The following is a 23,813-nucleotide window of genomic DNA, read 5'->3' as shown; positions in this document are numbered from 1 at the left end:
CAGCGAGGAACTTACAAAAAGTTATGCCCAAAGGGTTACAAAAAGTTTTTTCTGGCTGCAATTCCTGAAATGTCAGTGCCGAGTCCTAGTGTGACTCTCAACGCACCATCTGTGAATCACAATTCCGTCCGTCTTTGCATTGGGGAAATATGACCGAGCTCACCACCGGTTCCGAGGGAGTCCCGGGGGCCGCCACCATTGAAGGGGTGCCAACCGGTTACGACTATGCCTTCCTCTACCCGTGGCAACAGGAAGCGCTGAAGGCCTGGCACTCGAATGCCAGATGTGGAGTAATCGAGGCAGTTACAGGGTCGGGCAAGACAAAGGTCGGAATCGCGGCGGCGTTTGAAGCCGTCCGACAGGGAATGAAGGTACTCATCCTCGTCCCCACTGCTGAACTGCAGCGCCAGTGGCTGTCTGCAGTTCGAGCCGATTTGCCGCGCGTCCGACGCGGGGCACTTGGCAATGGCCATACTGACTCGCTCGACGATGTTGATGTGCTGGTGGCGATAGTTCATACGGCGTCGAATCGGGCGACCCTGCGTAGCCATAAAGCCGGACTGATCATTGCCGATGAATGCCACCGGTATGCCGCACCGATGTTCACAAACGCCTTGCAGGAAGGTTACGCCTGGCGGCTGGGACTCACAGCTACCTATGAGCGAACGGATCAGCAGCATGAGGCGGTCCTTTCCCCCTATTTCGGGGGTGTTGTGTACACGCTCTGGTACGACCGGGCACTCCGGGATAAGGTAATTGCTCCGTTCGATATCGCGTTGGTTGGAGTCGAGTTAACTCCCAGTGAACGGGAGAACTACGATGAGCTTTCGGCGACTATGACGGAATCTGCGCGTATCCTGACTACATATGCCGAGGTGCCACGGACCCCGTTTCATGCCTTTATCGCTGCGGTCGCCTCGTTAGCGGCCTCCGAATCCCAGACCCGTGAAACCACGGTAGCCCGTAGGTATATGCGCGCTATGGCCTCACGCCTCACTCTCTTGTCAGATGCCCGCACAAAGTACCACGCGTTGGCAGCATTGAGAGAGACAGTAGACCGGTCAAAAGGCACACTTGTATTCACTCAAACCCAGGACTCCGCGCGCCGTTCCCAACAGGTGTACTCGTCCATGGGTACCAGTGCCTCGGTTATTTTCAGCGGAATGTCCGACGCCGACCGACAACAGGGACTGGCCGATTTCCGAAGTGGTACTTCCCAGCTCCTTGCCGCGCCACGGCTCCTGGACGAAGGTGTTGACGTTCCGGAAGCAGATCTCGGCATCATCGTGGCGGCCAACCGCAGCCAACGGCAAATGGTCCAGCGGCTCGGCCGCGTCATCCGGAAGAAAGTGGATGGACGGGCGGGCCGCCTAGTGGTGCTCTATTCCAAGGACACCGTCGAGGACCCCGATGTCCAAGGTGAAGAATTCCTGGGCCGCGTGCTCCCGTTTGCCCGGAACGTGGAGTTCTTCGACCTCGAGTCCGACCTCGAACAACTCGAGGACTTCCTCAATCCGCCGATCCCGGAACCGATGAAACAGTTGGAGCTCTTTGACGTCCCGGTTCCGGAGCATACGGAGGAAAGCGCTGCCTCCAAGACCGAGACTTCCGAAGAGCCATCGCCACAGGGTTTCGTACTTGATGATTGGGATGACGACTGGCCCGAGGTGCTTCGTAAAACGGTGAAGATATCCCCGGACCCCGTTCATGATTATCTGGGCCGTGTTGGAGGTTACGGGCTCCTGACGGCCGAAGAGGAAGTTGAACTCGCGCAGGAGATCGAGGCTGGCCTTTATGCTGCTCACCTGCTGTCAGATCAGACTGCCTTCCGCCCCAGACGCGAAATCCGCGAACTTGAAGCGTTGAGGCATGCAGGGCAGCGGGCAGCTGACCGGCTGCTGAACTGCAACTTGAGGCTCGTAGTTTCGCTGGCTAAGGGGCATATTGGCAGGGGCTTGGATTTTCTGGATCTAATCCAGGAAGGAAATTTGGGCCTCCACCGGGCCGTCCGCAAATTCGATTACCAGCTCGGCAACAAGTTTTCGACCTACGCCACATGGTGGATTCGACAAGCTATCACCCGTGCACTGGCGGATCAGGCTCGCACGATTCGATTGCCGGTTCACGTGGTTGAGAAGTTGCAAAAACTGTGGACTGCCCAGCAAGAGCCTGGCCTGTTGGGGGACGCACCGAGTTTAGATGACCTTAGCGCACGGACTGGTATGTCGGTAGAACAAATCACGGCGCTGCTTTCCGCCGACAAGTCCATTATCTCGCTTGAGCTCGAAGTCCCCAACGGCCGGGGCGGCATGGAAGCCATGTCCGAACAGCTTTGGGACCCGTTCGGCCTCGACACCGCCGATCCGATCATTCATCAACTGATGACGGAACAAATCCACAGCGTGCTGGACACCCTCCCCGAAAGGGAAGCAGGGGTGATCGCCCTTCGTTTCGGGTTGGTTGATGGGGAAGAGAAAACGCTCGATGCCATTGGTCAGGTGTACGGGGTGACGAGGGAGCGCATCCGGCAGATTGAATCCAAGACCATGAAGAAACTGCGCCACCCCTCCCGATGCAGCGTGCTCTGGGCGTACCTCTACGACGGCGACGGGATGGCACCGGGCGCCGAAGATGAATCGGAAGCGTCCGACGACGCGGCGTAGTGAACCAGGACTCGTCAGCACCTGCTGCTAGGTTGAGTGCACTTAATAACAAGGGGGAGTTCATTGAGTACAGATTCATCGGGTGCCGGTTCAGCACCGAGCGCAGGGGCCCGAACGCAGGCTTACACCAGCACGCCCGAAGCACTGCAGGCTTTGGCCAATGCCGTAGCAGCGGCCCAGCAGGGCCGGCCGCTGCAGCCGGTCACGGTGATCGCACCCAGCCGCACCTCCGCCTTGGACCTTTCCCACTATCTGGGCCGGGTCCTGAACGACGGCCGCGGCAGCGCAGCCGTCCGCACAACCACACTGGACGATCTGGCCGAGGAACCGTCTGTTGGAACTCACGGATCTGGAGCTGTCGCCGTCGCCTCCCGGGCTGGCGGCCGACGTCGCCGCCGGTGCCGGTCTGCGCAACGCAGCCGATCTGGAAGCGTCCGCCCGCTCAGCGCTGGAGGGCCCACCTGTCCGGCGGGCTGCCGACCACGAGCACTGGCTGAAGCTGCCAATCATGGTGCCGGAGACCGGACACACCATGGAGGGCATCATCGATCTGATGTACCGCGAGGATGACGGCAGCCTGGTGGTCGCCGATTTCAAGACTGATATCAGCGTGAACGAGGAGCGGCTGGCCGCGTATTGGCGGCAGTTGGGGACGTACGCCAAAATGATCGGCCAGATTACCGGTGAAGGCGTCAGTGAACTGGTGCTGATTTTCTGCCGCGCCAGCGGCGCCGAGGTCCTGAGGAGTACACATGTTTAGTGTGAGTGCATTCAATGAGATGGATCTAAGAAGTCGGGGCTTCACCGGATTTAAGGCGTTCGGAGACCTCGATCTGTCGGCCGTTCCTCGCGAGCCCGGTGTGTACGCGGTGCTACGGAGCACGGACAGTGCGCACGAGGTCCTCGACACCAGCGAGGGCGGATGGTTCAAGGGCGCGGATCCGACGGATGATCCTGCCAAGCTGAAGGGCCGGTTGTGGGATGCACCGACGCTTTATATCGGCAAAGCCGATGCGGGTACGAGCGGCACCCGCGGCCTGCGGAAGCGGATCGGCGAATTCGCAAAGTTCGGCCAAGGTATATCCGTCGGCCACAAGGGAGGGCGGTACATATGGCAGCTCTCCAACTCTCGCGACCTACCTATCGCGTGGCTTCCGGTTACCGATCGGTCCGCCAAGGTCGCCGAGGACGAGCTACTGGAGGAGTTCTTCGTGGCCTACGGCCAACTACCCTTTGCGAATCTTCGGCGGTAATAGGTAGCTGTAAAATTTTGCAGGTTGGCTAACATTCACCGCCGGCACCATTAATCGAAATATTTGTTGGGGATCAAAATTGAAGAAGTTGTTTTTACCGCTCGTCGCGCTGTCACTGATTGCGGCCGGCTGTGGCACGACCGATGTGCAGCACGCCCAAGGGCCAGTGCCCTCAGATACTCAGGAGCAAACAGCGAAGAGCCTAAAACCCACTTTGCCTCCCACCGCTACTCCTAGCCCGACCCCGTCGCCCACTGAGAAGGGCTATGCAGAAGTAGGGGAACCTGCAGAACAGGGCGGCGTACAAATGACCGTCCACAGTGCCGCGAATTCGCCAACCGTCTCGCTCAACCAAACCAACTACCGCTCGGGGAGCGGTTATGAAACGTATACAGAGGTGCCCGCGCAAACGGGCGGCCACTACGTCATCGTCACGACCACCGTAAAAAACAACGGCAAGGAATCCATGGATTTGACCTGTGGATGGCCGATTGAGGTCGGCCTGTTCGATGCTGAAGATCGTCTCTTCGACCCCATCGATTCCCTGTATGAGATGAAGGACAACCCTCAGTGCAACGCAAGCCTTCAACCTGGATTCGAATCCCAGATGTCATACGGATTCCTGGTTCCCGACGGAGCGAAAGTGCTCGCGCTTGCCTTCCGTGACACGGAGACTGAACCGTCGGCCGAACCCGCAATCGTTCGTCTAGACCTGCCGTAACCCAACCCTGTACCGACCCACGCGCTTGTCCGCGGTCACTTGGTTTACCAGAGTGACCACGGACTGGTCGCACTTCTTCGGCGTCGCGATCCCGTTTCTGCCGACTGTGCGCCATATTCACTCTCCCCGGCGTGTTGCTATACCGCCCCACGCCGCCACAACCGCGATGGCCTCCCCCTCGTGCCGTCCGACATCTGCCCGGTACCGGCCAGTTGCGGTTCCATCTGCCGGCGGAAGGTGTCGCGCATCAGCGTCCGGCCTGCCACCGCTTCGTGTAGGTCCCTGAGTTCCTTCAGTGTGAAGGGCTCGGGCAGCAGGCCCGCCGGATCGGGAGTCTGCGCATAGTCCTGCCGCATCCGCTCAACCGCCAAGAGCACCATATCTGCGTGGCCGTAGGGCAGAGCAGCGATCAGGTCCGCCTCCGCCGCGATCGAAGCCAGACGGACATCATCGGACTGCAGCGGGGTTTCCAACTCCCGGAACGGGACTGCGTCCACATGGGCCACGGACAGTGTCCAGCCTCGGTCATCCCGGCCCGGATCATCGAAGACATGGAGCTGCTGCGGGACCCTCCCCTCGATTCCGGCCTTGTCCCGGAGGGATCGCAGGACGGCGGCCGCCAGGGTTTCACGTTCCCGCAGGAACGTGCCGGGCAGCGCCCACTCCCCCGCGTGGTGTTCCTCGCGCCTGCGTACGAGCAGGACCATTAGTTCAGCCCCGGCCACGGTCAGCACTGCGGTGTCCACGGCCACCGAAGGCCGCGGATATTCCAGGAGGGACAGGGATGCGCGGAACTCACTCATACCCTCATTTATCTCAATCTTGCGCAAAAGATGCAACCGGTGCATACTGGAACTACTTAGCTCACATTTGCGCTAAAGCGAGGAGGTTCGATATGCAGATTCCACAACTCCACGTCGGCGCCGGCACTGCCGCCGGCCCGCTGACGATCTTTCCCGTCTGGACAGCCGGACACGGGAGGCTCGGCATCAGCACCGGACTCCACGCAGACCTTGCCGTTTCCGAGCTGGCGACGGGTGCCAGGGTCGGCCAGCTGACGGTGCGCAACAACGGCAAACACGCCGCCCTGCTACTCGAAGGCGAACTGCTGGAGGGCGGACAACAGCACCGCACCTGCGCCCGTGACGTCCTCATCGATACCGGCGAGACCGTGGACATCGACACCTTCTGCGTCGAGGCCGGACGGTGGGAAGCCGGACAAGACACACACCGCTGCCAAGCTCGGCGGGCGCCGCTGAGCATTCGCGCGAAGATGGCCGGCGGCGGGCCGCCCGAGGCCGGAAGCCGGCGCCAGGAGCAGATCTGGGAAAGGGTCCGGCGCTTCGACGCTGTCCGCGGCCCTTCAGCCACCAGCTCCCTTCCCGAGCACCTGGACCGTTTCGGCAGCCTCGACAGGCACCGCTTCACCGCGCCGAAGCCGCTTGACGGCCAGCGCGGTGTGGTGATCGGCGTCGGCGGGCAACCCCTGCTACTGGAAGTCTTCGGCACCGCCACACTGTTCCGACTCCATTACCAGCAGCTCCTGGACGCGGCGCTGCTCGATGCGGCACTGTTGCCCGCAGCAACCCAGAACACCGTACCGATGCCCGGCCAGCTCGCCCGCGACTTTGCTGCCATCGCCGGAACCATCGATTTCGGCGAGTTCTACAGCGAGGGCGTCCGGCGCCACGACTCAATGCGCAGCCGTAACATCCTTGGCATCCGCGGCCCTGTCATCGCGGAAGGCATGGCCGTCAGGCTCCCCCACCGGGAACCCGATATCGCCCACCTATCCTGCTGGAACACCAATCACCCCCTGATGGAGGCCCTATGAATCTGAACTCCGCGCAGAATGACCGCGCCGCCGGTGTACTTGTTGCCCTCGCCGCTGGAGACGCCCTGGGCGCCGGCTACGAATTCGGCGCGCCCCTGCCCGACGGCGCCGAGGTCACCATGAAGGGTGGCGGCCCGTTCGGGTTCGATCCCGCTGAATGGACCGACGACACCTCCATGGCCATCCCCATCGCCGAAGCGCTTCTCGACGCCGGCCCCACCCCCGCCGCACTGGACGCCGTCGTCCGCGCCTGGACGGCGTGGGCCGCTGAAGCCAAGGATGTGGGCTCGCAGACCAGGAACGTCATCCATGCCGCGAATCAGCAGCCGGCGGCCGCGGGCCGATCCGAGGTCACCGCGGAGGACTTTGCCCACGCCGCCCAGGCTTTCCACGAACGGGCCGGCCGGAGCGGCGGTAACGGTTCCCTGATGCGCACCGCTCCCCTGGCCCTGGCCTATCTGGGCCGGAAGCCGGCCGACCTCATGACGGCTGCCGGTGAACTCAGCGCGCTGACCCATGTGGAGGACGATGCCCGGGAGGCCTGCGGCCTGTGGTGCGTCGCCATCCGCGAGGCGGTCCTGACCGGAACACTGGACATCCGGACCGGGCTGCCGCTGCTGCCGCCGGACCGTGCCGCGCTGTGGCTCGAGCGGATCGAAACCGCCGAACGCTCCCGGCCACGGGACTTCGCGAAGAACGGCTGGGTGGTGGAGGCGCTGCAGGGCGCTTGGAGCGCCATCGCCGCCACGCGTGCCGGAAGCAAAGGCCCCGGCCACCTGCGGGCTGCACTCGAGGAGGCGGTCCGCGGCGGTAATGACACCGACACAGTGGCCGCCATCGCCGGCTCCCTGCTCGGCGCCGCCTATGGCTTCTCCGCCGTCCCGTTCGAATGGCGCCGCAACCTGCACGGCTGGCCCGGGCTGCGCACACGGGACCTGATGACCCTCGGCATCGAACTCGCCGGCGGCAACGGCCGCCAGATCCGCCAGTGGCCGCGCACGGCACATTTTGACTACAACGGATGGGACCGGACCGATGTCCTGGTCCGGCACCCGGACGACGACGGCGTCTGGCTGGGCGGGGTGGGCTCGCTTGAAAGGACTGCGGAGCTGGGCATCGATGCTGTGGTCAGCCTGTGCCGGTTGGGCACGGACGACGCCCCCGGCATTACGCCGGAAAACCATGCAGCGTTCTGGCTGGTGGACTCCGCCTCGGTGGAGTCCAATGCCTACGCCGGTTACGTGCTGCAGGAGGCGGCCGCCGCCGTCGAACGTTTCCGTGCCGAGGGCAAGACCGTGCTGCTGCACTGCGTGCGGGCCGAGTCGCGGACGCCGACCGTCGCCGCGTTGTACGGCGCCCGGGCCGCCGGGGTGACTCCGTTGGAAGCGCTCGAACGCGTACGCCGCGTCCTCCCCAACGCCCACCCGAATTCGGCCTTCCGGCAGGTTCTGGCGGCGGAGTCGGATGAAATCACTGCCTAACCGGCCGGCGCATCGGCCGGGTCCTACCTCACGAATACGTGGGTCAGGAGCTGGCCGTGGTAGAACTCCCTCATGGGGGAATCACACGTCTTCGTGACCAGGGGCAGCCTGACCAACTTCGCTTGCGATGCGTGGCTGCTGCCCACCGACCGGACCTACAGCATTGCCAGCCACTGGCGTCGCGCTGTGCCCTGCCTCGAGGACGCCGTCCAGAAGGGCAAAGACCCCGCCTTCGCCGGTGGAGCGATGCTCGCGCAGCCGATCCAAACGTGGCCGGCCAATGAACCGCTGCCGGTCCTCACCGCCGTGCCGTACTCCGGGATTTCATTAGTTAATGAGCTCATTCCTCCGCTAAGGGAATTCATCCGTATAGCTGCCGAAGGAGCCAAACGACGGCGGAACGAAGCTGGCCGCGAACCATCCCGCCCCGTCCCCCTGCTGGCGATGCCGCTTTTCGGAACGGGAGGCGGCGGCGCAGGATTGGTGAAAGGCGACGTCATTCGTCTGCTCCTCGAAGAGACACGCAGCGCGGCCGCCGAGGCCGGCGTCGATGTCGTACTGGTGCTGGCAAACGAAAAGGACTTTGCCCTCGCCCAGGAACTCAGGAAGCGCCAGCCGGAATGGTGGGCGCCCCTCGACCGCGAGCACCAGACGCAAGCCGCACGCTTGGCCGCTCACGCCCGCGACGGCAAGCTCGTCCCCTTCATGGGAGCGGGCGTGAGCATGAGTGCCGGGGCACCGAGTTGGACGGAGCTTCTGGCCGCGCTGGCCAAGACCGCTAAGCTCACAGACTCCGAGACAGAATCACTCGAAAAGCGAGGCCACCTCGACCAAGCCAGCATTCTGCGCTCCATCTACGAGGAACGCGCCGAGCCGGATGCGTTGTCCTTCAATCAGGCCATCGTGAAGCTCGTGAAGTTGAAACGATACGGTTTGGCTCCGGCGCTCCTCGCCAGTCTGGGCAGCAGGGAAGCGATCACCCTGAACTACGACGAACTCTTTGAGATTGCCTCGGGCGACGCCGGCGTCCCGCGCTCTGTGATTCCCGACGGCGCCGGCGAACACGACGATTGGTTGCTCAAGCTCCATGGATCGGTGACGGACCCGGAATCGATAGTGCTCACCAGGGACGACTATCTCGGTTTCAGCACGTCCCGCAACGCGCTTTCCGCTCTGGTGAAAGCAACCCTCATGACGCAGCACCTCCTCTTCGTGGGTTTCGGCCTGACCGATGACCACTTCCACGAGATCCTGCACGATGTAAAACAGGCATTGCCCAAGGAAAGCAGGACCGGGGAAGGACCCGCGACGGCACTGATGCTCTCCACCGATCCGCTGGACGAGCGGATGTGGTCCGACCAGTTGAATCTGGTGCCGATGAGCACGGAATCCCGAAAGGAATTTATCCCCTCTTCCGGGCGAACACTTGAGATTTTCCTGGATCTCTTGGTGGCCCTGTCCACGGACAGCCATTCGTACCTGTTGGCCGAAGGATATGAAGGGGCTCTGACCGAGCCCGAAAAGTCTCTCCGAGAGTCGCTGCTGGATCTGGGCAAACGCCTTACCGACGGGGAAGCCCAGAGTAGCGGCGGGGTCCGACTGCGGGAGATGCTGGCTGAGCTGGGCGCTCCGGCTCCCAGCTCATAATCACCACTACGAACGGCTCCGCACCGGCCAGCCGCCCCGAAACCGTCGCCCCCTCCTGCTAGGTTGAACTCACTTAATAACTAGGGGGAGTTCATTGAGTACGGAAACAGCTGCGGGCCCGAGCCCGCACACACTCAGCTACGCCAGTACGCCGGAAGCACTCCAGGCGCTGGCCGCAGCCGTGGCGGAGGCGCAGCAGGGCCGTCCCCTCCATCCGGTCACGGTGATCGCCCCGTCCCACTCCTCCGCCTTAGACATCAAGCATTACCTCGGCAGGACCCTCAACAACGGCCGCGGCAGCGCCGCCGTCCGCACCGTCACCCTTCCCGACCTCGCGGACGAACTCGCCGCAGCCGGCGCCCAGCTGTCCGGCCGCGCTCCCCTGCCGGCCGTGGTCCGCGAAGGTGCCATCACGGCCGTCCTGGCCCAGGCGCCCGGGTTGTTCGAGCAGGTCGCCGACCAGCCCGCCACCGCCCGCGCCATCGCCAGCACCTCCTCGGTACTGGACGCGGCCTGCCCCGAGAACCTCAACAACCTGCCCCGCCTGGTCCGCGAAGTGGCCCGCGTCCACCGGAGCGCCACCGCAGCCCTGGGCGCCCGCTGGTACACCGGCCACGAGCGCTACACCGCAGCCACCACGGCCCTCGGCACACCGCAGGCCGCCCGGCGGCTGGGCAGCGTCCTCGGATTCCAGCTCGCCCCCGAACACGACCCCTCCGCCGCCGCCTTCCGCACCGCCCTGGACTCACAGCACGGCATCACCCACCTCACAGCCGCCTCATCCCTCACAGAAGACGAGACGGTCCTCAGTGCCTCCGACGCCGACGACGAAGCCCGCGCCGTCGTCCGCCTCGTCATCGAGCGTCTCGCAGCGAATGAACCCGGGCACCGCATCGGAGTGTTCTACTCCGCCGCGGACCCCTACCGGACCCTGCTGGCCCGGCGCCTCACCGAGGCCGGGATCGAGTTTGTCGGCGCCGGCGCCCGGGGCCTCGCGGATTCCGCCCTCGCCCGCGGCCTCGCGAACTTGCTGAGCCTGGACCCCGCCGCCCCCGACGTGCGGATCATCCTGGACACCCTGTCCCAAGGTTCTCCCAACTGGCGGGACGGGGAGCTGCCCAGCAGCGCTGTCTGCGAGCGCCTGCACGCCCATCCCCCCGAGGATACGGAGGAGGACGAAGCCACCGAAGACCTCCCGGATTTCGAGAAGCAGCGGCGGCAAAACTACGCCCGCTTCACCGAGTTCGTCGCCATCCTCGGCGAACGCCTCGCCCGGCTCTTCAACGCCGGCAGCTGGACCGCCGCTGCAGCGGGCCTCACCGACTTCGTGGACGAATTCTTCGCCCCGCGCCAGGGCTCCCCTGAGCTGGAGCCGCTCGAGGCCCGTAAACGCGTCACCGACCTCCTGCGCGAACTGGACCTGCTGGAGGGCATCGCCCCTGCACCCTCGGCAGCCGCCATCCGCGCCGCCGTCAGCCGCGGCATTGACTCCGGCCGCTTCTGGGCCGGCAGCAGCGGCACCGGCGTGGTCCTGGGCTCCTACGCCGACGGCGTGGGCCGGGACCTGGACACCGTCTTCATAGTCGGCGCAGCGGACGGGCTGGCCCCGGCCCGCATCCGGGAAAACCCGCTGCTGCCGGACGCCGCCATCCCCCTGCTGGCCGCCCCGTTACCCACCGTCCACGAACGCGCCGCGGCGGCAAAGGACCAGTTCCAGCGGTTGCTGGCCACCGGCACCCGCCGCACCGTCCTCTATCCGCGCGGCAGCCTGCGTGCCGGCGGCGGGCTCTCCCCCTCACGCTGGCTCGGCGAGGCAAAGATCCGGGACCTGCAGTCCTTCGCCCACGGCCTCACCCACGGCGATCCCAGCGGCCTCGCCGCCACGCCCCAGGAATGGCGGGTCCGCCGGCTGCTGACCGAAGGTCCGGACTCCGACGCCGTGGATCGGGTCCTGGCCGCAGCCCTGGAGGTGCGCGACCACCGCCGCATCGGAACCTTCTCCCGCTTCAACGGCAACCTGGCCGCCGTCGCCGGTTCCATCATTGATCCGGACGTGCCCATCTCCCCCACCAACCTGGAGGACTGGGTGATCAGCCCGCTGGGGTATTTCCTGCGCCGGATCCTGAAGGCCGAGCTGTTCGAGGACGTGACCCTGGAAGTCCAGATCAGCCACATGCAGCGCGGCAACCTGATGCACCAGGTGCTGGAGGACTACGTCCTGGAACTGACCTCAGGCTCGCACCCGGACGCCCGCCGGCTGCTGGAGATTGCCGAAAAGGCGTTCGAGGACACTGCCAATCCGGCCTGGCTGAAACACACCTGGGACCGGGACAAGTCCCGGATGCGTGCGGACCTGGCTCAGGTCCACGACGCCGATGACGCCGCCCGCCAGACCGGCTGGACGCACATCGGCGTGGAGGCGGAATTCGGCGTACCGGAGGAAGAACACCCCGTGGAGCTGGACCTGCCGGACGGCAGCACCGTGCGTTTCCGCGGCAAGGTGGACCGGGTGGATCGGCACAGCGACGGCCAGGTGCTGGTGATCGACTACAAGACCGGCAAATCGGACAAATACAAGTCCCTGAAGGAAAGCGATCCCACCGCCGGAGGCACCCGTTTCCAGCTGCCGGTCTACGGACTCTTCGCCCGCCGGTTCCGGCAGGACAACACCGCGGAGGTCCGCGCCGAATACCGGTTCATCACGGCCCGCGGCGACTACCGGAGCGTGGGGTACGCGGTGACCGACGACGTCGTTGCCACCCTCCGCGCGGACGCGGGACTGATCATGGCAGCACTTCGGGCAGGGGTTTTCCCGCCCCGACCCGAATCGGACCGCGGCATCAACCACACCACCATGATGGGCGCCGCCGGCGTCCGGCACACCTGGGAGCGGCTGCAGGCCGACCCCGCCCTCAGCGATTATTCGCGGTTCTTCCAGGAGGAAAAATGAGCTGCCCGCAATGCTCCCCGCCGGAACAGAACACGAAGAAGGACCAGGCGGCGCGGAACCAGATCGCCGCTGACCTGTCCACCACCGTGTTCGTGGACGCCGGTGCCGGCAGCGGCAAGACCCACGCCCTGGTGGGCCGCATCACCGCCCTGGTGGACAGCGGCATCGACATTGGCAGCATCGCCGCCATCACCTTCACGGAAAAGGCCGCCAGCGAGCTGCGGGAACGGCTCCGGAAGGCCCTGGCAGACCGCTGCCGCTGTGTCACCGAGGCGGCTGCCGGGCTGCGGGATGAGGCCCTGAACCGGCTGGATGCTGCCCCGATCGGCACCATCCACGCGTTCGCCGCCCGGCTGATCGGCGAATATCCGATCGAAGCCGGTGTACCTCCGCTGATTACCGTGGTGGACGAGCTGCGCGCCCAGATCGCCTTCGAGCGGCGTTGGGAAGAGGTGCAGCAGGCCCTGTTCACGGATCCCGCCGCGGACAAGGCGCTGCAGGTGCTGCTCGCCGTCGGCGTCACGCTGGACCAGCTGCGCAATGTGGCCGGGACACTGGACGAGAACTGGGACCGGCTGCGCACCCGCCCGCCGGAGCGCCAGCGTGTCCCCGCCATCGACGTCGGACCCCTGCTGCGCGCCGCGGAACTGGTCCTGGAAAACAAGTCAAAGTGCACGGACCCGGCGGATCCGCTGCTGGAGCGTTTCCCTGTTGTGGAGGCGTGGCGGACCCGCCTGCAGGAAGTGCACGGCTCCGAAGACCTGGGCAGCATCATCGACGTGCTGAACAGCTTGCCCAAAAACGGGTATTCGGGGGGTCGCAAACCCAACTGGGGCGGACACATCGACAGCGTCCGGGAGCAGTTCAAGAACCTGGTCGCCCAGCGGAACCAGACCATCACGGAGATGGTTTCCCCCGCCGTCGCCACGGTCAGCGCCATCATGGCCCAGATCCTGCTCGACGCCGCCCGGACCCGGCAGCGCAGCGGCGAACTGGAATACCACGACCTCCTCGTCCATGCGCGGGATCTCCTGGTCGGCGCGGACGACGACGACGCGCCGGCCCGCCGACCGCTGCAGCAGCGCTACACGCACCTGATGCTCGACGAGTTCCAGGACACCGACCCGGTGCAGGCCGAAATCGCCGTCCGGCTCGCCGCAAGCACCGGCTGCGGGCCCGAGGGCTGGGCCGAGCTGCCGGTTCCGCCGGGGCGCCTGTTCATGGTGGGCGACCCGAAGCAGTCCATCTACCGCTTCCGGCGGGCCGACATTGCCACGTTCCTCTCCGCCCGCAACCGTGCGGCCGCGGACACCGGCTCCGCCATTGCCACCCTGGAGATCAACTTCCGATCCACCACCGCGGTGCTGGAGTGGGTCAACGCCGCCTTCGGCCGGCTCATCCAGGGCAACGGGACCGTGCAGCCGGAGTATGCCGAACTGGCGCCGGACCCCGACCGGCCGGAGTGGATCAACGACGGCGGCCCCGCCGTCGCAGTCATCGGCCGCGGCAGCGGGAAGCTTTCCGCTGCCGAACGCGGCGCGATGGAGGCTCGCGACGTGGCCGCCGCCATCCGGGTAGCCACCGGCAGCGCCGGCACCCCTGCCTGGCGGCATCAGGGCGGAAACAAGGAAAAATACGCCGGGGAGGACCTGCAGCTGAGCGACGTCTGCATCCTGCTGCCCGCCAAGACTGCGCTGCCCTACATCGAGGATGCCCTGGATGCGGCTGGCATCGAATACCGGGCCGAGGCCTCCTCCCTGGTGTATGCCACGCAGGAGGTCACCGACCTGCTGCTGGCACTGCGGGCCCTGAGCAACACCGCTGATCAGGCGGCCCTCGTGCTCACCCTGCGCTCCGCGCTTTTTGCCTGCGGCGATGATGACCTGTTCCGCTGGAAGCAGGCCGGCGGCCACTGGAATCTCTACGCCCCCGCACCCCATGGGCAGAAGGACTCAGCCGTCGACAAGGCGCTGGCCTGCCTCCGGGAACTGCACGGCAAGCTGCCGGTCCGCTCGCCGGCCGAACTGCTGGAACAGCTGGCCGGGGAACAGCGGGTGCTGGAAGCGGCCACCGATACGCCGCGGTACCGGGATGTGTGGCGGCGGATCCGGTTCGTCATTGACCAGGCCCGCGCCTGGTCGGAGGCCACCCACGGCGGGCTGCGGGACTACCTGAACTGGGCTGCCTCCCAGCAGGGGGACAATGCCCGGGTCAAGGAAGCCGTGGTGCCCGAAACGGATCTGCACGCCGTTCGGATCATGACCATCCACGCGTCCAAGGGCCTGGAGTTCCCCATGGTGATTCTGGCCGGGGCAGGGTCCGCGCCGCGGCCCGTGTCCGACCCTGTCCTGTGGGACGGCGCCGGGAACACCCTGGTGCGTTTCCTCAAGGACGTGGAAACCTCCGGGTTTGCCGCCGCCAAGCAGCTGGAAACACAGTTCAGCGACGCCGAACGCCTCCGCCTGCTGTACGTGGCCTGCACCCGTGCCATGAGCCACCTGGTGGTCTCGCACTACAGCGGGTCCGGATCAAGCATGAGCGGCCAGCTTGCCGACATGGAGAAGAAAGCCCAGGCGGAGCCTGCCGCCCCGGGAAAGAAGTATCAGCCGGCGCCGGATCTGGAGCTTCCGCAGGAGCTTCCTCCGCTGGACAAGGCTCCGGTGACGCCGGCGCCCGTGCCCGCGTTCGAGAAGTGGGAAGAGGACCGGGCTAAGTGGGTGGAGCAGTCGGCCCGTTCGTCCCGGACGTCGGCCACCGCGCTGGCCAAGGGCGACGGCGCCGGGTCCACGGATCCCGCGGCCGACGGCGGCGTCCCGGCGCCGGAGGCCACCTCGTCCTTCCAGCCGCCTGACGGAGCAGAAGAGTCGCTGCCCGGGTTTGACGGGATTCCGGTGGAGCACGGGCCGGTGTTCGGCACCGCCCTGCACCGGCTGCTGGAACTGACCGATCTGGAACTCTCGCCGTCGCTGTCCGGGCTGGCGTCCGGGGTGGCCGCGGCTGCCGGGCTGCGCATCCCGGCCGATCTGGAGGCCTACGCACGGGCAGCACTGGAAACTGTGCCGGTGCGTCGCGCCGCCGACCGGGAGCACTGGCTGGAGCTGCCGATGGTGGCTCCCCACGGAGACCAGACACTGGAAGGCATCATCGACCTGATGTACCGGGAGGACAACGGGAGTCTGGTCATCGCCGACTTCAAGACCGACGTCAGCGTTGGCGCCGAGCAGCTCGCCGCGTACTGGCGGCAGCTGGGCACCTATGCCCTGATGATCGAGCGGATTACCGGGGAGCAGGTCAGCGAGCTGGTCCTGATTTTCTGCCGTGCCGGCGGAGCAGAGGTTTTGCAAAGAACACTAACTGGGGGAACAGAAGAATCATGATTAACGCGCAAGCCGCCGGCGATACTGACCGGGATTCCCTGGTCGAGGCCCAAACACCGGAGTTCAGCTGGAAGACTGTCCGGGTCACCTACATCGTTCCCCTACCCGAAATGCCCGGGGTTCCGGAGCCAGGCCGGCTGGGCGATACTCCGGCGGGCGAATGGCAGCCAATCGGAACAGGAACAGCAAAATCAAAGACCGGTAGAAAAGGGCTCCTCTCGGAGACCCTCGAAGTGGAAAGGAACGGCGACGCCGGAAGCAAGTTTTCCAAGAATCTGCTGGGCAAACCGATGGCACGGGCGTTGGGATTCGACGAAGCATCGATGGCCACGCGTGAGGCATGGACGGGGTCAACCACCCCTTTCCAGGATGTTGAGGGCTGGGAGGTGGAACGCATTTCCTTCCGCATCGGCAGCAGGACCAGCCAGTTCCTCATTGTCGATCTCGAGGTGAAGGACGGAACAGACCTTGAAGATTTCCTCGTGCGGTCGAAGGAGGGACCGAAGTCCGGCCCTCCCGCAGCCTTGGTATCAATAATCCACCACGTCGGACTACCGTGGTTGCGGTTTCAGGGGGACGGCAGAGTGCTCCAACCCAAGGGTGCTGACCGCCTCTCTGTCTCGTCACGGCTTTACATTTCCACCGTGACCATGGCGGTCCAAAGCGGACCCGGGGTACCTCCTCCGCTCAAAAGCCTGCACACCCACCGCAATTGGGGGACCAATTCCCTACAGAAGTGGTCCTATTTTTTCGCGACCCACAACCGGAATAACCGGCGCCTTCCGCCTGACTCCCACGAGTACGCCAACGCCAACTTCCTGAAGCGGACGGGCGCTTTCGATGTCCGGGTTGAGCCGTTCGGGACATCAGTGATCTTTACCGATGATGTCCCGGACGCGTGGTGGGATCAACTCAAAGTTCTGAAGTCTGGCGACAATCCGTTCGTGGAACTTGCCCTCCTGAGCTATTGGCAACATGCATGCCTGGAATACTTTACGGATGAACTCGCTGCGCAGGCCCGCAGCATGGAAATCGACAAGCCGGACCTGAAAACATCCTTGAAAGCCCTGCGCGACTTCGGCGACAGCTATTTCTTCTTCAGAAACTGCATCTGGTTCGACAATGTTCCGAACCAGCCGGAGTGGACGGAATACCTGCAAAAGCTGCAGCAGAGCCTGGGAGATCGGGAAGCTTTCGCCCGCCTCGCAACGGATTACAACGACTGGACCAGCCACCTGGGGAACCGTGTGGCGCTGGAAGAGGAAGAACGCAAAGACGTCAACGAACGTCAGGTCAGGGAATACTCAACCCTCATCGGAGCCGGCGGCCTGGCGCTGGGCTCGGCGGCGATCTTGGTGGAGCCGGCCACGCCGTGTGGGTACGTCCTCGGGGTGATCTTGCCTGTGGGATTCCTGCTGTGGTTTGCCGGAATCCGGAAGCGTTATCCGAAGTCGCCGCGGACAGCCGTTCCGCGAGCCTCCGGTCCGGAGGCTCGCGGTGGGGTACGTCGGGTACCGCCTGCCCCCTAGAGCTCCCCGTGGCTGGCCACATGGCCAGCAAAGTCTCCCTCGCAATCCGGCAGGTGCAACTGGCACATCCGGGCCAGGGTGAGGACATAATGCCGAACGCAGAAGACTTCGGCGTCCGGCCCTTCGGCCAGCTCGAGGGCCACGAAATGCGTGGGCGGATCCACGCAGACCGAGTCGTCCCACAGGCAGCGGACGGAGCCGAAGTCCGCGACGGTCCCGGTACCGGAGGTGGTGTCGTCCTTGGTGCTAATCATTTACTGTTCTCCTTGATCATCCGGTCCAGGGTGTCCATGCCCGCCAGGATTTCCTGGTGGGTCAGCTGATGGTCGGCGTCCAACCAGTCCGCCCACCGGGTGTGGAAGGCACGTTCCCGATCCAGTTCCCGGCGTCGGCCCTGGTATTCGCGCGCCGTGATCCGGGCGGCAGCGCCGTCGTTGTCAGTGCTGACCTTGAGCATGGTGCCAGCGGCGGGAAAGAGGATGCAGGTCCTGGTATCACGCACGCTCAGCACGAACCAGGACTGCATGTCCACCGTGGCTCCGCTCGGCAGCAGGTACGGTTCCAGCTCATCGAAGTCCAGGCAGCTCACCGCGTGGAAGGACTCCACCTTTTCCCCGTCCATCACCGTATTCAGATACGGCTGAAACAGATGGCGCCCGGTATCCGGGTGCTCCCAGGTCCGGAATCCGGCCCACGGGGAGAAGAACTGCTTTGATTTCCGGACCTTCAGCTCCGGACCTTCAGACCGCTCGTAGGTGTGTTGCTGGAACACGGGCATGGTCCCCGCCTTGAGCAGCAGCGCCGCGTCATTCAGAACGTCGACACTGATGGGGAGGTTGTGCCGGCCCAAGGCGCTCTTCAGCCAGGTCTCCAGCTCCAGGGCGGTAACGAACTGGGAGGTGCCGGTTTCCTGGTCGTCGTAGTCCACGATGTGATGTTCCAGCCGGTACAGCCGGGCGTCGAGGCTGTTACCCTCCCAGGGCTGCTTGGGTCTCCGGTGTCCTTCCGGAACCGAATCTTCAAGGATCCAATCCGCCCAGTCGGTGGCCAGGGCTCCCAGTCCCTGCTCCGCGCCCGTCTCCGGATCGACGTAGCGCTGCAGCACTCCGTCCACGGCGCACAGAAGCTCCAACGGGCCCAGCTCCTGGGTTACCGGATACAGCAGTTCGTACAGGTGCTGCGCACTGCGCACGTAGGCGACCACCGGTCGGTGCGTGTTGATCTCGTCGCGGTGCGGGAACAACAGGTCATTGGCGCACAGTTCCGCGCCCTGAGGGGCGGACATCCGCCCGAGATCATGGGCAGTAACCCAGTCATGGAGCAGGCCCTGGCGGTTGGCGGCAAACGAGTCCACGCCCGGCAGTGGCCGGGGACCGGCTTTGCGCAGGGTAACCCCCGGCAGCGCCAGCGCGGCTTCGAGACCCCGGACGAAGAATGTTTCCCGAAGGGAAAGCATCCCGTCCTGCCCGCCGTCATACTCGACGATGGTGACATTTCCGTCGGGGGTTACCAAGTACACAAAGTGGGAGTCATTCTGTGCCGTGTCGACAAGGAACGGGGTCTGCCAGTAACCGGCCAGAGCGGCGAGGGTGGGTGATTTCCCGTTCTCAGATTCGCTATACATGTGCTTCCGGGACGTCATGAACAGCGTGAACTTTTCAAGGGTCCAGCCCGGTTCGCCAAAGATGTCATATCCGGTGGATTCCCCAACAATGTCGTGGGCTATTGAGGTGCTTTCACAGCTGTACGCGGCGTCGCCGTTCTCGTCCACGAAAACCTCAACCGGCAACGTTTCCGCGGGAATCCGCAGTCCGGGCCAGACCGGTTCCGCGTTGTTCATGGCTTCGAACACGGTCTGTACCCGCGGCCACTCAGCGGCGGGAATCCAGACGGTACAGTCCGTCGGCGGGGAGGGGGACGCTGATTCCATGAAAGAACTCTCCAGTTTCTGGGCGGCCCGCTGTCGAAGCCGTTAGGGGTGCATGGAACCTCAAATTCCTGCATCTAATGATGAACAACAAGGTACCGGGAAGCACTGACACTTTCCCGATGTTGGAAAGTGTCAGTGGATACGATGCCGAATTGAAACTATCCGCCTTCGACTTTCCCGCACCCCGTCCCCGAATAACAGGAGTGCTATATCCAAAAATACGACGCCCATCATGAAATAGCGGCAATTCATAGTGACCGGGCACCAGGGAAGATGGTCTCTATACGCTCCATATCAATGTGACAGAAAAGTCTGCACGAAATCCTTGTCCTTCTCGAGGAGTCGGAGGTGCAGAAGACGTGCCACAACCCCTAAGCAACAGCTGGCGAACGCAGCTGCAGTTTTCGCGCCGGGTGAGGGTGAGGCGCTCACATAGCAGCCCGGGATGTAAGTAAGCGCCTTATCCGTCTAGGCCGGCACCCCAACTCCTGCCGCCTTCCCGAACGGCCCGTCTACCGCAAACGCATACTCCGCAAACCGCTCCCCGATCATCCGGTGCGTATCAGTGTCCGGATGCAGAGCGTCAGGCAACGGATGCACCTCAGCGTCCTCGGCCCCGTAGAGACTCAGGCCATCCAGGAAGTGCAGGTTCGGGTCGTCCGACCGGCGGGCCACGAGTGACTCCAACGCCTCCCGGATCACCCGGAGCGTCAGCTGCCCCGCAGCCACACCCTCCGGCGAACCGCTAGCGATAAACCGAACCTGATCAGTACCAAACGACGCCGGATCGAAAGCGCCAGGCCCTGGAGTGTCCTCGTGGATACCGCAGAAGATAGGCGAAATAAGCACCAGCGGCGTCTCCGGATGCCCCTCGCGGATCGTATCGAGGAAACCGTGCACCGCAGGCACAAAAGCGCGAAGCCGCATGGAATCCATATTCGCCACGTTGATGCCCAGCTTCACGCTGATGAGATCGGCAGGCGTGTCCCGCAGAACCTGCGCCGTGAACGGGTCCACCAGAGCGCTCCCGCCTAGGCCAAGACTATGCAGCTCCACCCCGCCCAACTGGGCCGCAACCACAGGCCAGATAGAGGACGGCGTAGCGGCATTCGAACCGTGGCTGATGGAGCTTCCGTGGTGCAACCAGACAGGCTTGCCCGAGGAATACGGCGCCACCGGAGCGTCCGAGCGCATCTCGACCAACTCAACCGCCTCATTGTGCGGCAGCCAAACCTCAACGACCTTGGAGCCCGCAGGCAGCCGGAACACGCTGGTATGCGACGGCCCCTCAAACGGAGTCGCCGCCCCGGTCGACATATCCACCTCGACATAGTCGCCGCCGGTGAGCTCGTCGCTCTCGAGCAACTTCCCGTCCACGACCAGATCCACAGAACCCCGGGGCCGGTCCGCACCCCGGTAAACCACCCGGGACGGGTGCACCACAACCGCCAGAACCTCCGCCGTCGTCGAGAAAACCAACCGGACACCAGACGGCTGGCTTTCCGCCATCATCAGCTGCGGATCGGGGAACCTGTTGCGCACCCAGGCTGGCAGCCGATGAGGCCGAAGACCGCGGGGAGTCGTTTCCAGTTCCGCCGCACCGCGAACAAGGGACGGCGTAATGGGGGTGGTGATCATGCTCAGGGTCTTCTCTCGGTTGTCCACATAGGCACCCTCAGTTTATGCGGCGCCCAGACAAGACAGCGGCACCCCGGTTTCCCGGGATGCCGCTGCGAATGCCATACAGATGTAGTTAGGACGTCTTCTCGGAGAAGGATGAATCGATATAGGTGTCCTGCTTGATGGCTTCCTCGTACTCAATGGCACCGGATTCCATCCAGACAGCTTCCATACCCTCCAGCTGCTCAGGCAGCGGTTCCAGATTCGGCATCCAGGTGTAGAGCGGAACGGATTTCAGTTCCTCGACCGTCTGTCCCGTCGCGTCGGCAATGATCTTCAGGTTCTCGTCCGAGTAGCGGTCCTCGCCCTGCAGGTCCTTTGCAGCCCGGGCTACGGCATCGAAGAACTTCTGAGCGTTCTCGGTGTCGGCGAACTGGCCGCCGTACAGCATGCCGGTACCGGAAGTCCCGGCCGGCGGGACAGCCATGGAAACGCCAGTGCCGTCTTCGATGGCCAGCGTGGAGAAGGGAGCCGAGATCAAGCCGGCGTCCAGGCTGCCGTTGGCTAGCGCCGTCGGCATGTCCGGGTTGCCGAGGTTCACAATCTCGACGTCATTGATGGTCAGGCCTTCTTCTTCGAGGGCCAGGCTGAGCAGGAAGGCACCCGTGCCGCCCGCACCGCCGGCAGCACCGATCTTCTTGCCCTTCAGGTCAGCGATGCTGGTGATATCACCGGAATCAACTTTGGCCTTGGAGACCACCAGGTCAGTCGGGCTCTTCTCGGTGTCGCCGTCGCTGACACCCATGGACGCCACAACCTTGATGTCCAGGCCGGTTGCAATGGCACTGAACATGCCGGCGGAGAAGCCGGCGGCAACGACGTCGAGCTTTCCGCTGGACGCCAGCGGCACCGCGTCCTGGCCGGACTTCACGGTTTCGAGCTGGACGTCCAGGCCCGCTTCGTCAAAGTAGCCCTTCGCTTCAGCAACGTAAATCGGTGCGAAAATCGGCAGCTGGACAATTCCGACCTTCACCGTTGCGGTTTCCGTTGACCCCTCTTCGGAGGAAGAGGAGCCCGAGTCCGCGCCGCAGGCGGAGAGGGCAAGTCCGGCCAGCACCGTTGCTGCCAGGACCTTGAGGTGTTTTTTCATTTTTGATCTTTCTTCTTTGATCCGGATGAGTATTTCCAGGGCAGGGCAGCCCGTTCAAGAAGGATGATGAGCGCCGTCACCGCTGCGCCCACCAGGGACACCACAATGAGGCCGACGTACATTTTGCTGGGCTGGAACAGCTGCCAGGAGTTCCAGATGAGATAGCCCAGGCCGTTGTTGGAGGCGACAAACTCGACGGCGGTGATCACGATAACGGACATTCCCGCGGCCACGCGCAGGCCCGTCATGATCGCCGGAGTTGCCCCGGGAAGCAGTACGTAGCGGAAGAGCTTCAGTCCGCTGGCCTTGTAGGCCCGGGCCGCTTCCAGCACCCGGCTGTCGATCTGGACAATGCCGGCCAGGGTGTTGATCTGCATTACGAAGAACACGGAAATGGCAACGGAAAGCACCTTGGGGGTCTCCGTCAGCCCGAAGATCAGCAGCAGCAGCGGAACAATGGCGATTTTCGGCAGGGCATATAGGGCGGTGAAGGTCGGCCCCAACGCGGCGCGCACCGGCCGCCAGACTCCCATCAGCAGGCCGGCCAGGATGCCGGTGACGGCGCCCAGCACGAAGCCCAGCAGCAGTCGGCCCATGGTGGCCGAGGTATGCTGCCACAGCTCGCCGCTCAGGGTCATCTTCCATGCCTGCTCGGCGATGAGGCTCGGCGGGGTGAAGAGCCGGGCGTCCAGGGCACCGTTCCGGGCGGCCACCTCCCACAGAGCCAGGAGCAGCACCGGGGTCAGGGTGGACAGCAGGATGTCGCGGTAGCGCAGCCGGACAACCTGCCGGTACTCACGGCGGATGGCGCCGTCGAGCTCGGAGGAGTCCGTGGTCTTGGGGGCAGTTGCGGTGTTAGTCATTAGGAGAACCTCAAAGATGCTTGTACCTCGTCGCGGAGGGAATCCCAGATGTCCTGCTTCATGGAGCCGAATTCGCTGGTGCCCTCGATTTCCATGCTGCGGGGACGTCCGAAGGGCACGTCGATGATCTCCTTGACGCGGCCCGGGCGGGCGGACATCATCACGATCTGGTCGCCGAGCAGGAGTGCCTCGTCGATGGAGTGCGTCACCAGGACAACGGTCTTGCGTTCCAGTTCCCACAGCCGAACCAGTTGTTCCTGCATCAGCATGCGGGTCTGCGCGTCCAGGGCTCCGAGCGGCTCATCCATGAGCAGCGCCGGGGACCCGGTGGCAAAGGCCCGGGCAATGGCGATGCGCTGGCGCATTCCGCCCGAGAGCTGGTGCGGATAGCTTTCCTCGAAACCGGTGAGGCCGGCTTCCGCAATCCAGTGCCGGGCGTGTTCGAGGCGTTCCCGCTTGCCGACGCCGGCCATGTGCTCGCCGAAGGCCACGTTCTGCAGGACGTTGAACCACGGGAATACCCCGTGTTCCTGGAAGACAAAGGCCGACGCCGGCACCTTCTCCGCGGAAACGTTCCGGGTGACCGTGCCGGTGGTAGCCGTTTCCAGTTCCCCCAGGATCCGGAGCAGGGTGGACTTCCCGCAGCCGGACGGGCCGACGATGCAGGTGAAGGAGCCCTCTTTCAGCTTGAGGTTGATGTCATCAAGGGCGTGCACGTTCTGCGATCCGGTGAAGACCTTATGGACCGAGTCGACCTCGAACGCGTAGCGGACCTCGGGTGGAGCTTGTGTCATT

17 protein-coding genes are annotated in these 23,813 nt (G+C 64.3%); 10 read left to right on the top strand and 7 right to left on the bottom strand.

Features of this window, described 5'->3' with window-relative positions; genetic code table 11:
* Nucleotides 1–149: 149 nt before the first annotated feature.
* The 4 genes from NNX34_RS12130 (at nucleotide 150) to NNX34_RS12115 (ending at nucleotide 4,637) form a co-directional block, all read left to right on the top strand.
* Nucleotides 150–2,663, top strand: a complete 2,514-nt coding sequence (locus NNX34_RS12130; RefSeq protein WP_255766781.1) for a sigma-70 family RNA polymerase sigma factor — start codon at nucleotides 150–152, stop codon at nucleotides 2,661–2,663.
* 334 nt (nucleotides 2,664–2,997) lie between these two features.
* A complete protein-coding gene (locus NNX34_RS12125; protein ID WP_255766780.1) occupies nucleotides 2,998–3,423 on the top strand; it encodes a PD-(D/E)XK nuclease family protein in 426 nt (141 codons plus the stop codon).
* Nucleotides 3,416–3,916, top strand: coding sequence for a hypothetical protein (locus NNX34_RS12120; RefSeq protein ID WP_255766779.1), 501 nt, complete (start codon nucleotides 3,416–3,418; stop codon nucleotides 3,914–3,916). The genes NNX34_RS12125 and NNX34_RS12120 overlap by 8 nt, the downstream gene beginning before the upstream one ends.
* 79 nt (nucleotides 3,917–3,995) lie before the next feature.
* A complete protein-coding gene (locus NNX34_RS12115; RefSeq protein WP_255766778.1) occupies nucleotides 3,996–4,637 on the top strand; it encodes a DUF4352 domain-containing protein in 642 nt (213 codons plus the stop codon).
* A 137-nt stretch (nucleotides 4,638–4,774) separates the two neighbouring features.
* On the opposite strand, the gene NNX34_RS12110 is transcribed toward NNX34_RS12115, so the two are convergent.
* Nucleotides 4,775–5,440 carry an NUDIX domain-containing protein gene (locus tag NNX34_RS12110; RefSeq protein WP_255766777.1) on the bottom strand — a complete coding sequence of 222 codons (666 nt, stop codon included), beginning with the start codon at nucleotides 5,438–5,440 and terminating at the stop codon, nucleotides 4,775–4,777.
* Nucleotides 5,441–5,532: 92 nt separating this feature from the next.
* Between NNX34_RS12110 and NNX34_RS12105 the strand changes: the two genes are divergently transcribed.
* The 6 genes from NNX34_RS12105 (at nucleotide 5,533) to NNX34_RS12080 (ending at nucleotide 17,455) form a co-directional block, all read left to right on the top strand.
* A complete protein-coding gene (locus NNX34_RS12105; protein WP_255766776.1) occupies nucleotides 5,533–6,471 on the top strand; it encodes an ARPP-1 family domain-containing protein in 939 nt (312 codons plus the stop codon).
* Nucleotides 6,468–7,952, top strand: coding sequence for an ADP-ribosylglycohydrolase family protein (locus NNX34_RS12100; RefSeq protein ID WP_255766775.1), 1,485 nt, complete (start codon nucleotides 6,468–6,470; stop codon nucleotides 7,950–7,952). The genes NNX34_RS12105 and NNX34_RS12100 overlap by 4 nt, the downstream gene beginning before the upstream one ends.
* 72 nt (nucleotides 7,953–8,024) lie before the next feature.
* Nucleotides 8,025–9,599 carry an SIR2 family protein gene (locus tag NNX34_RS12095; RefSeq protein WP_255766774.1) on the top strand — a complete coding sequence of 525 codons (1,575 nt, stop codon included), beginning with the start codon at nucleotides 8,025–8,027 and terminating at the stop codon, nucleotides 9,597–9,599.
* 94 nt (nucleotides 9,600–9,693) lie between these two features.
* Complete coding sequence (locus tag NNX34_RS12090; RefSeq protein WP_255766773.1) at nucleotides 9,694–12,549, top strand: PD-(D/E)XK nuclease family protein; 2,856 nt, start codon at nucleotides 9,694–9,696, stop codon at nucleotides 12,547–12,549.
* The gene (locus NNX34_RS12085; protein WP_255766772.1) at nucleotides 12,546–15,926 is read left to right on the top strand and encodes an exodeoxyribonuclease V subunit beta; all 3,381 of its coding nucleotides are present in this window, start codon (nucleotides 12,546–12,548) and stop codon (nucleotides 15,924–15,926) included. Before NNX34_RS12090 ends, NNX34_RS12085 begins: the two co-directional genes overlap by 4 nt.
* A complete protein-coding gene (locus NNX34_RS12080; protein WP_255766771.1) occupies nucleotides 15,923–17,455 on the top strand; it encodes a hypothetical protein in 1,533 nt (510 codons plus the stop codon). Before NNX34_RS12085 ends, NNX34_RS12080 begins: the two co-directional genes overlap by 4 nt.
* On the opposite strand, the gene NNX34_RS12075 is transcribed toward NNX34_RS12080, so the two are convergent.
* The 6 genes from NNX34_RS12075 to NNX34_RS12050 form a co-directional block, all read right to left on the bottom strand.
* Complete coding sequence (locus NNX34_RS12075; protein ID WP_255766770.1) at nucleotides 17,452–17,709, bottom strand: hypothetical protein; 258 nt, start codon at nucleotides 17,707–17,709, stop codon at nucleotides 17,452–17,454. The two genes, NNX34_RS12080 and NNX34_RS12075, sit on opposite strands and share 4 nt — an antisense overlap.
* Complete coding sequence (locus tag NNX34_RS12070; protein WP_255766769.1) at nucleotides 17,706–19,385, bottom strand: hypothetical protein; 1,680 nt, start codon at nucleotides 19,383–19,385, stop codon at nucleotides 17,706–17,708. Before NNX34_RS12070 ends, NNX34_RS12075 begins: the two co-directional genes overlap by 4 nt.
* 468 nt (nucleotides 19,386–19,853) lie before the next feature.
* Complete coding sequence (locus NNX34_RS12065) at nucleotides 19,854–21,050, bottom strand: lipase (RefSeq protein ID WP_370647270.1); 1,197 nt, start codon at nucleotides 21,048–21,050, stop codon at nucleotides 19,854–19,856.
* An 88-nt stretch (nucleotides 21,051–21,138) separates the two neighbouring features.
* Nucleotides 21,139–22,155 (bottom strand): ABC transporter substrate-binding protein, encoded by a 1,017-nt coding sequence (locus NNX34_RS12060; RefSeq protein ID WP_255766768.1) that lies wholly within the window; start codon nucleotides 22,153–22,155, stop codon nucleotides 21,139–21,141.
* Nucleotides 22,152–23,018, bottom strand: a complete 867-nt coding sequence (locus tag NNX34_RS12055; protein ID WP_227923193.1) for an ABC transporter permease — start codon at nucleotides 23,016–23,018, stop codon at nucleotides 22,152–22,154. Before NNX34_RS12055 ends, NNX34_RS12060 begins: the two co-directional genes overlap by 4 nt.
* Nucleotides 23,018–23,812: an ABC transporter ATP-binding protein gene (locus NNX34_RS12050; RefSeq protein ID WP_227923191.1), complete on the bottom strand. Its 795-nt coding sequence runs from the start codon at nucleotides 23,810–23,812 to the stop codon at nucleotides 23,018–23,020. Before NNX34_RS12050 ends, NNX34_RS12055 begins: the two co-directional genes overlap by 1 nt.
* Between the last annotated feature and the right edge of the window lies 1 nt (nucleotide 23,813).

The organism is Arthrobacter sp. zg-Y1116 (genome assembly GCF_024385485.1).
Lineage (GTDB): Bacteria > Actinomycetota > Actinomycetes > Actinomycetales > Micrococcaceae > Arthrobacter_B.
Note: the sequence above shows the minus strand (reverse complement) of the source record. Positions and strands in the feature narration are given on the sequence as shown.

What these genes read in the sequence shown, in the direction of transcription:
- NNX34_RS12130 (WP_255766781.1), top strand. Translation starts at nt 150, where the DNA reads ATGACCGAGCTCACCACCGGTTCCGAGGGAGTCCCGGGGGCCGCCACC.
- NNX34_RS12120 (WP_255766779.1), top strand. Translation starts at nt 3,416, where the DNA reads ATGTTTAGTGTGAGTGCATTCAATGAGATGGATCTAAGAAGTCGGGGC.
- NNX34_RS12110 (WP_255766777.1), bottom strand. Translation starts at nt 5,440, where the DNA reads ATGAGTGAGTTCCGCGCATCCCTGTCCCTCCTGGAATATCCGCGGCCT.
- NNX34_RS12105 (WP_255766776.1), top strand. Translation starts at nt 5,533, where the DNA reads ATGCAGATTCCACAACTCCACGTCGGCGCCGGCACTGCCGCCGGCCCG.
- NNX34_RS12100 (WP_255766775.1), top strand. Translation starts at nt 6,468, where the DNA reads ATGAATCTGAACTCCGCGCAGAATGACCGCGCCGCCGGTGTACTTGTT.
- NNX34_RS12095 (WP_255766774.1), top strand. Translation starts at nt 8,025, where the DNA reads ATGGGGGAATCACACGTCTTCGTGACCAGGGGCAGCCTGACCAACTTC.
- NNX34_RS12085 (WP_255766772.1), top strand. Translation starts at nt 12,546, where the DNA reads ATGAGCTGCCCGCAATGCTCCCCGCCGGAACAGAACACGAAGAAGGAC.
- NNX34_RS12080 (WP_255766771.1), top strand. Translation starts at nt 15,923, where the DNA reads ATGATTAACGCGCAAGCCGCCGGCGATACTGACCGGGATTCCCTGGTC.
- NNX34_RS12075 (WP_255766770.1), bottom strand. Translation starts at nt 17,709, where the DNA reads ATGATTAGCACCAAGGACGACACCACCTCCGGTACCGGGACCGTCGCG.
- NNX34_RS12070 (WP_255766769.1), bottom strand. Translation starts at nt 19,385, where the DNA reads ATGGAATCAGCGTCCCCCTCCCCGCCGACGGACTGTACCGTCTGGATT.
- NNX34_RS12060 (WP_255766768.1), bottom strand. Translation starts at nt 22,155, where the DNA reads ATGAAAAAACACCTCAAGGTCCTGGCAGCAACGGTGCTGGCCGGACTT.
- NNX34_RS12055 (WP_227923193.1), bottom strand. Translation starts at nt 23,018, where the DNA reads ATGACTAACACCGCAACTGCCCCCAAGACCACGGACTCCTCCGAGCTC.
- NNX34_RS12050 (WP_227923191.1), bottom strand. Translation starts at nt 23,812, where the DNA reads ATGACACAAGCTCCACCCGAGGTCCGCTACGCGTTCGAGGTCGACTCG.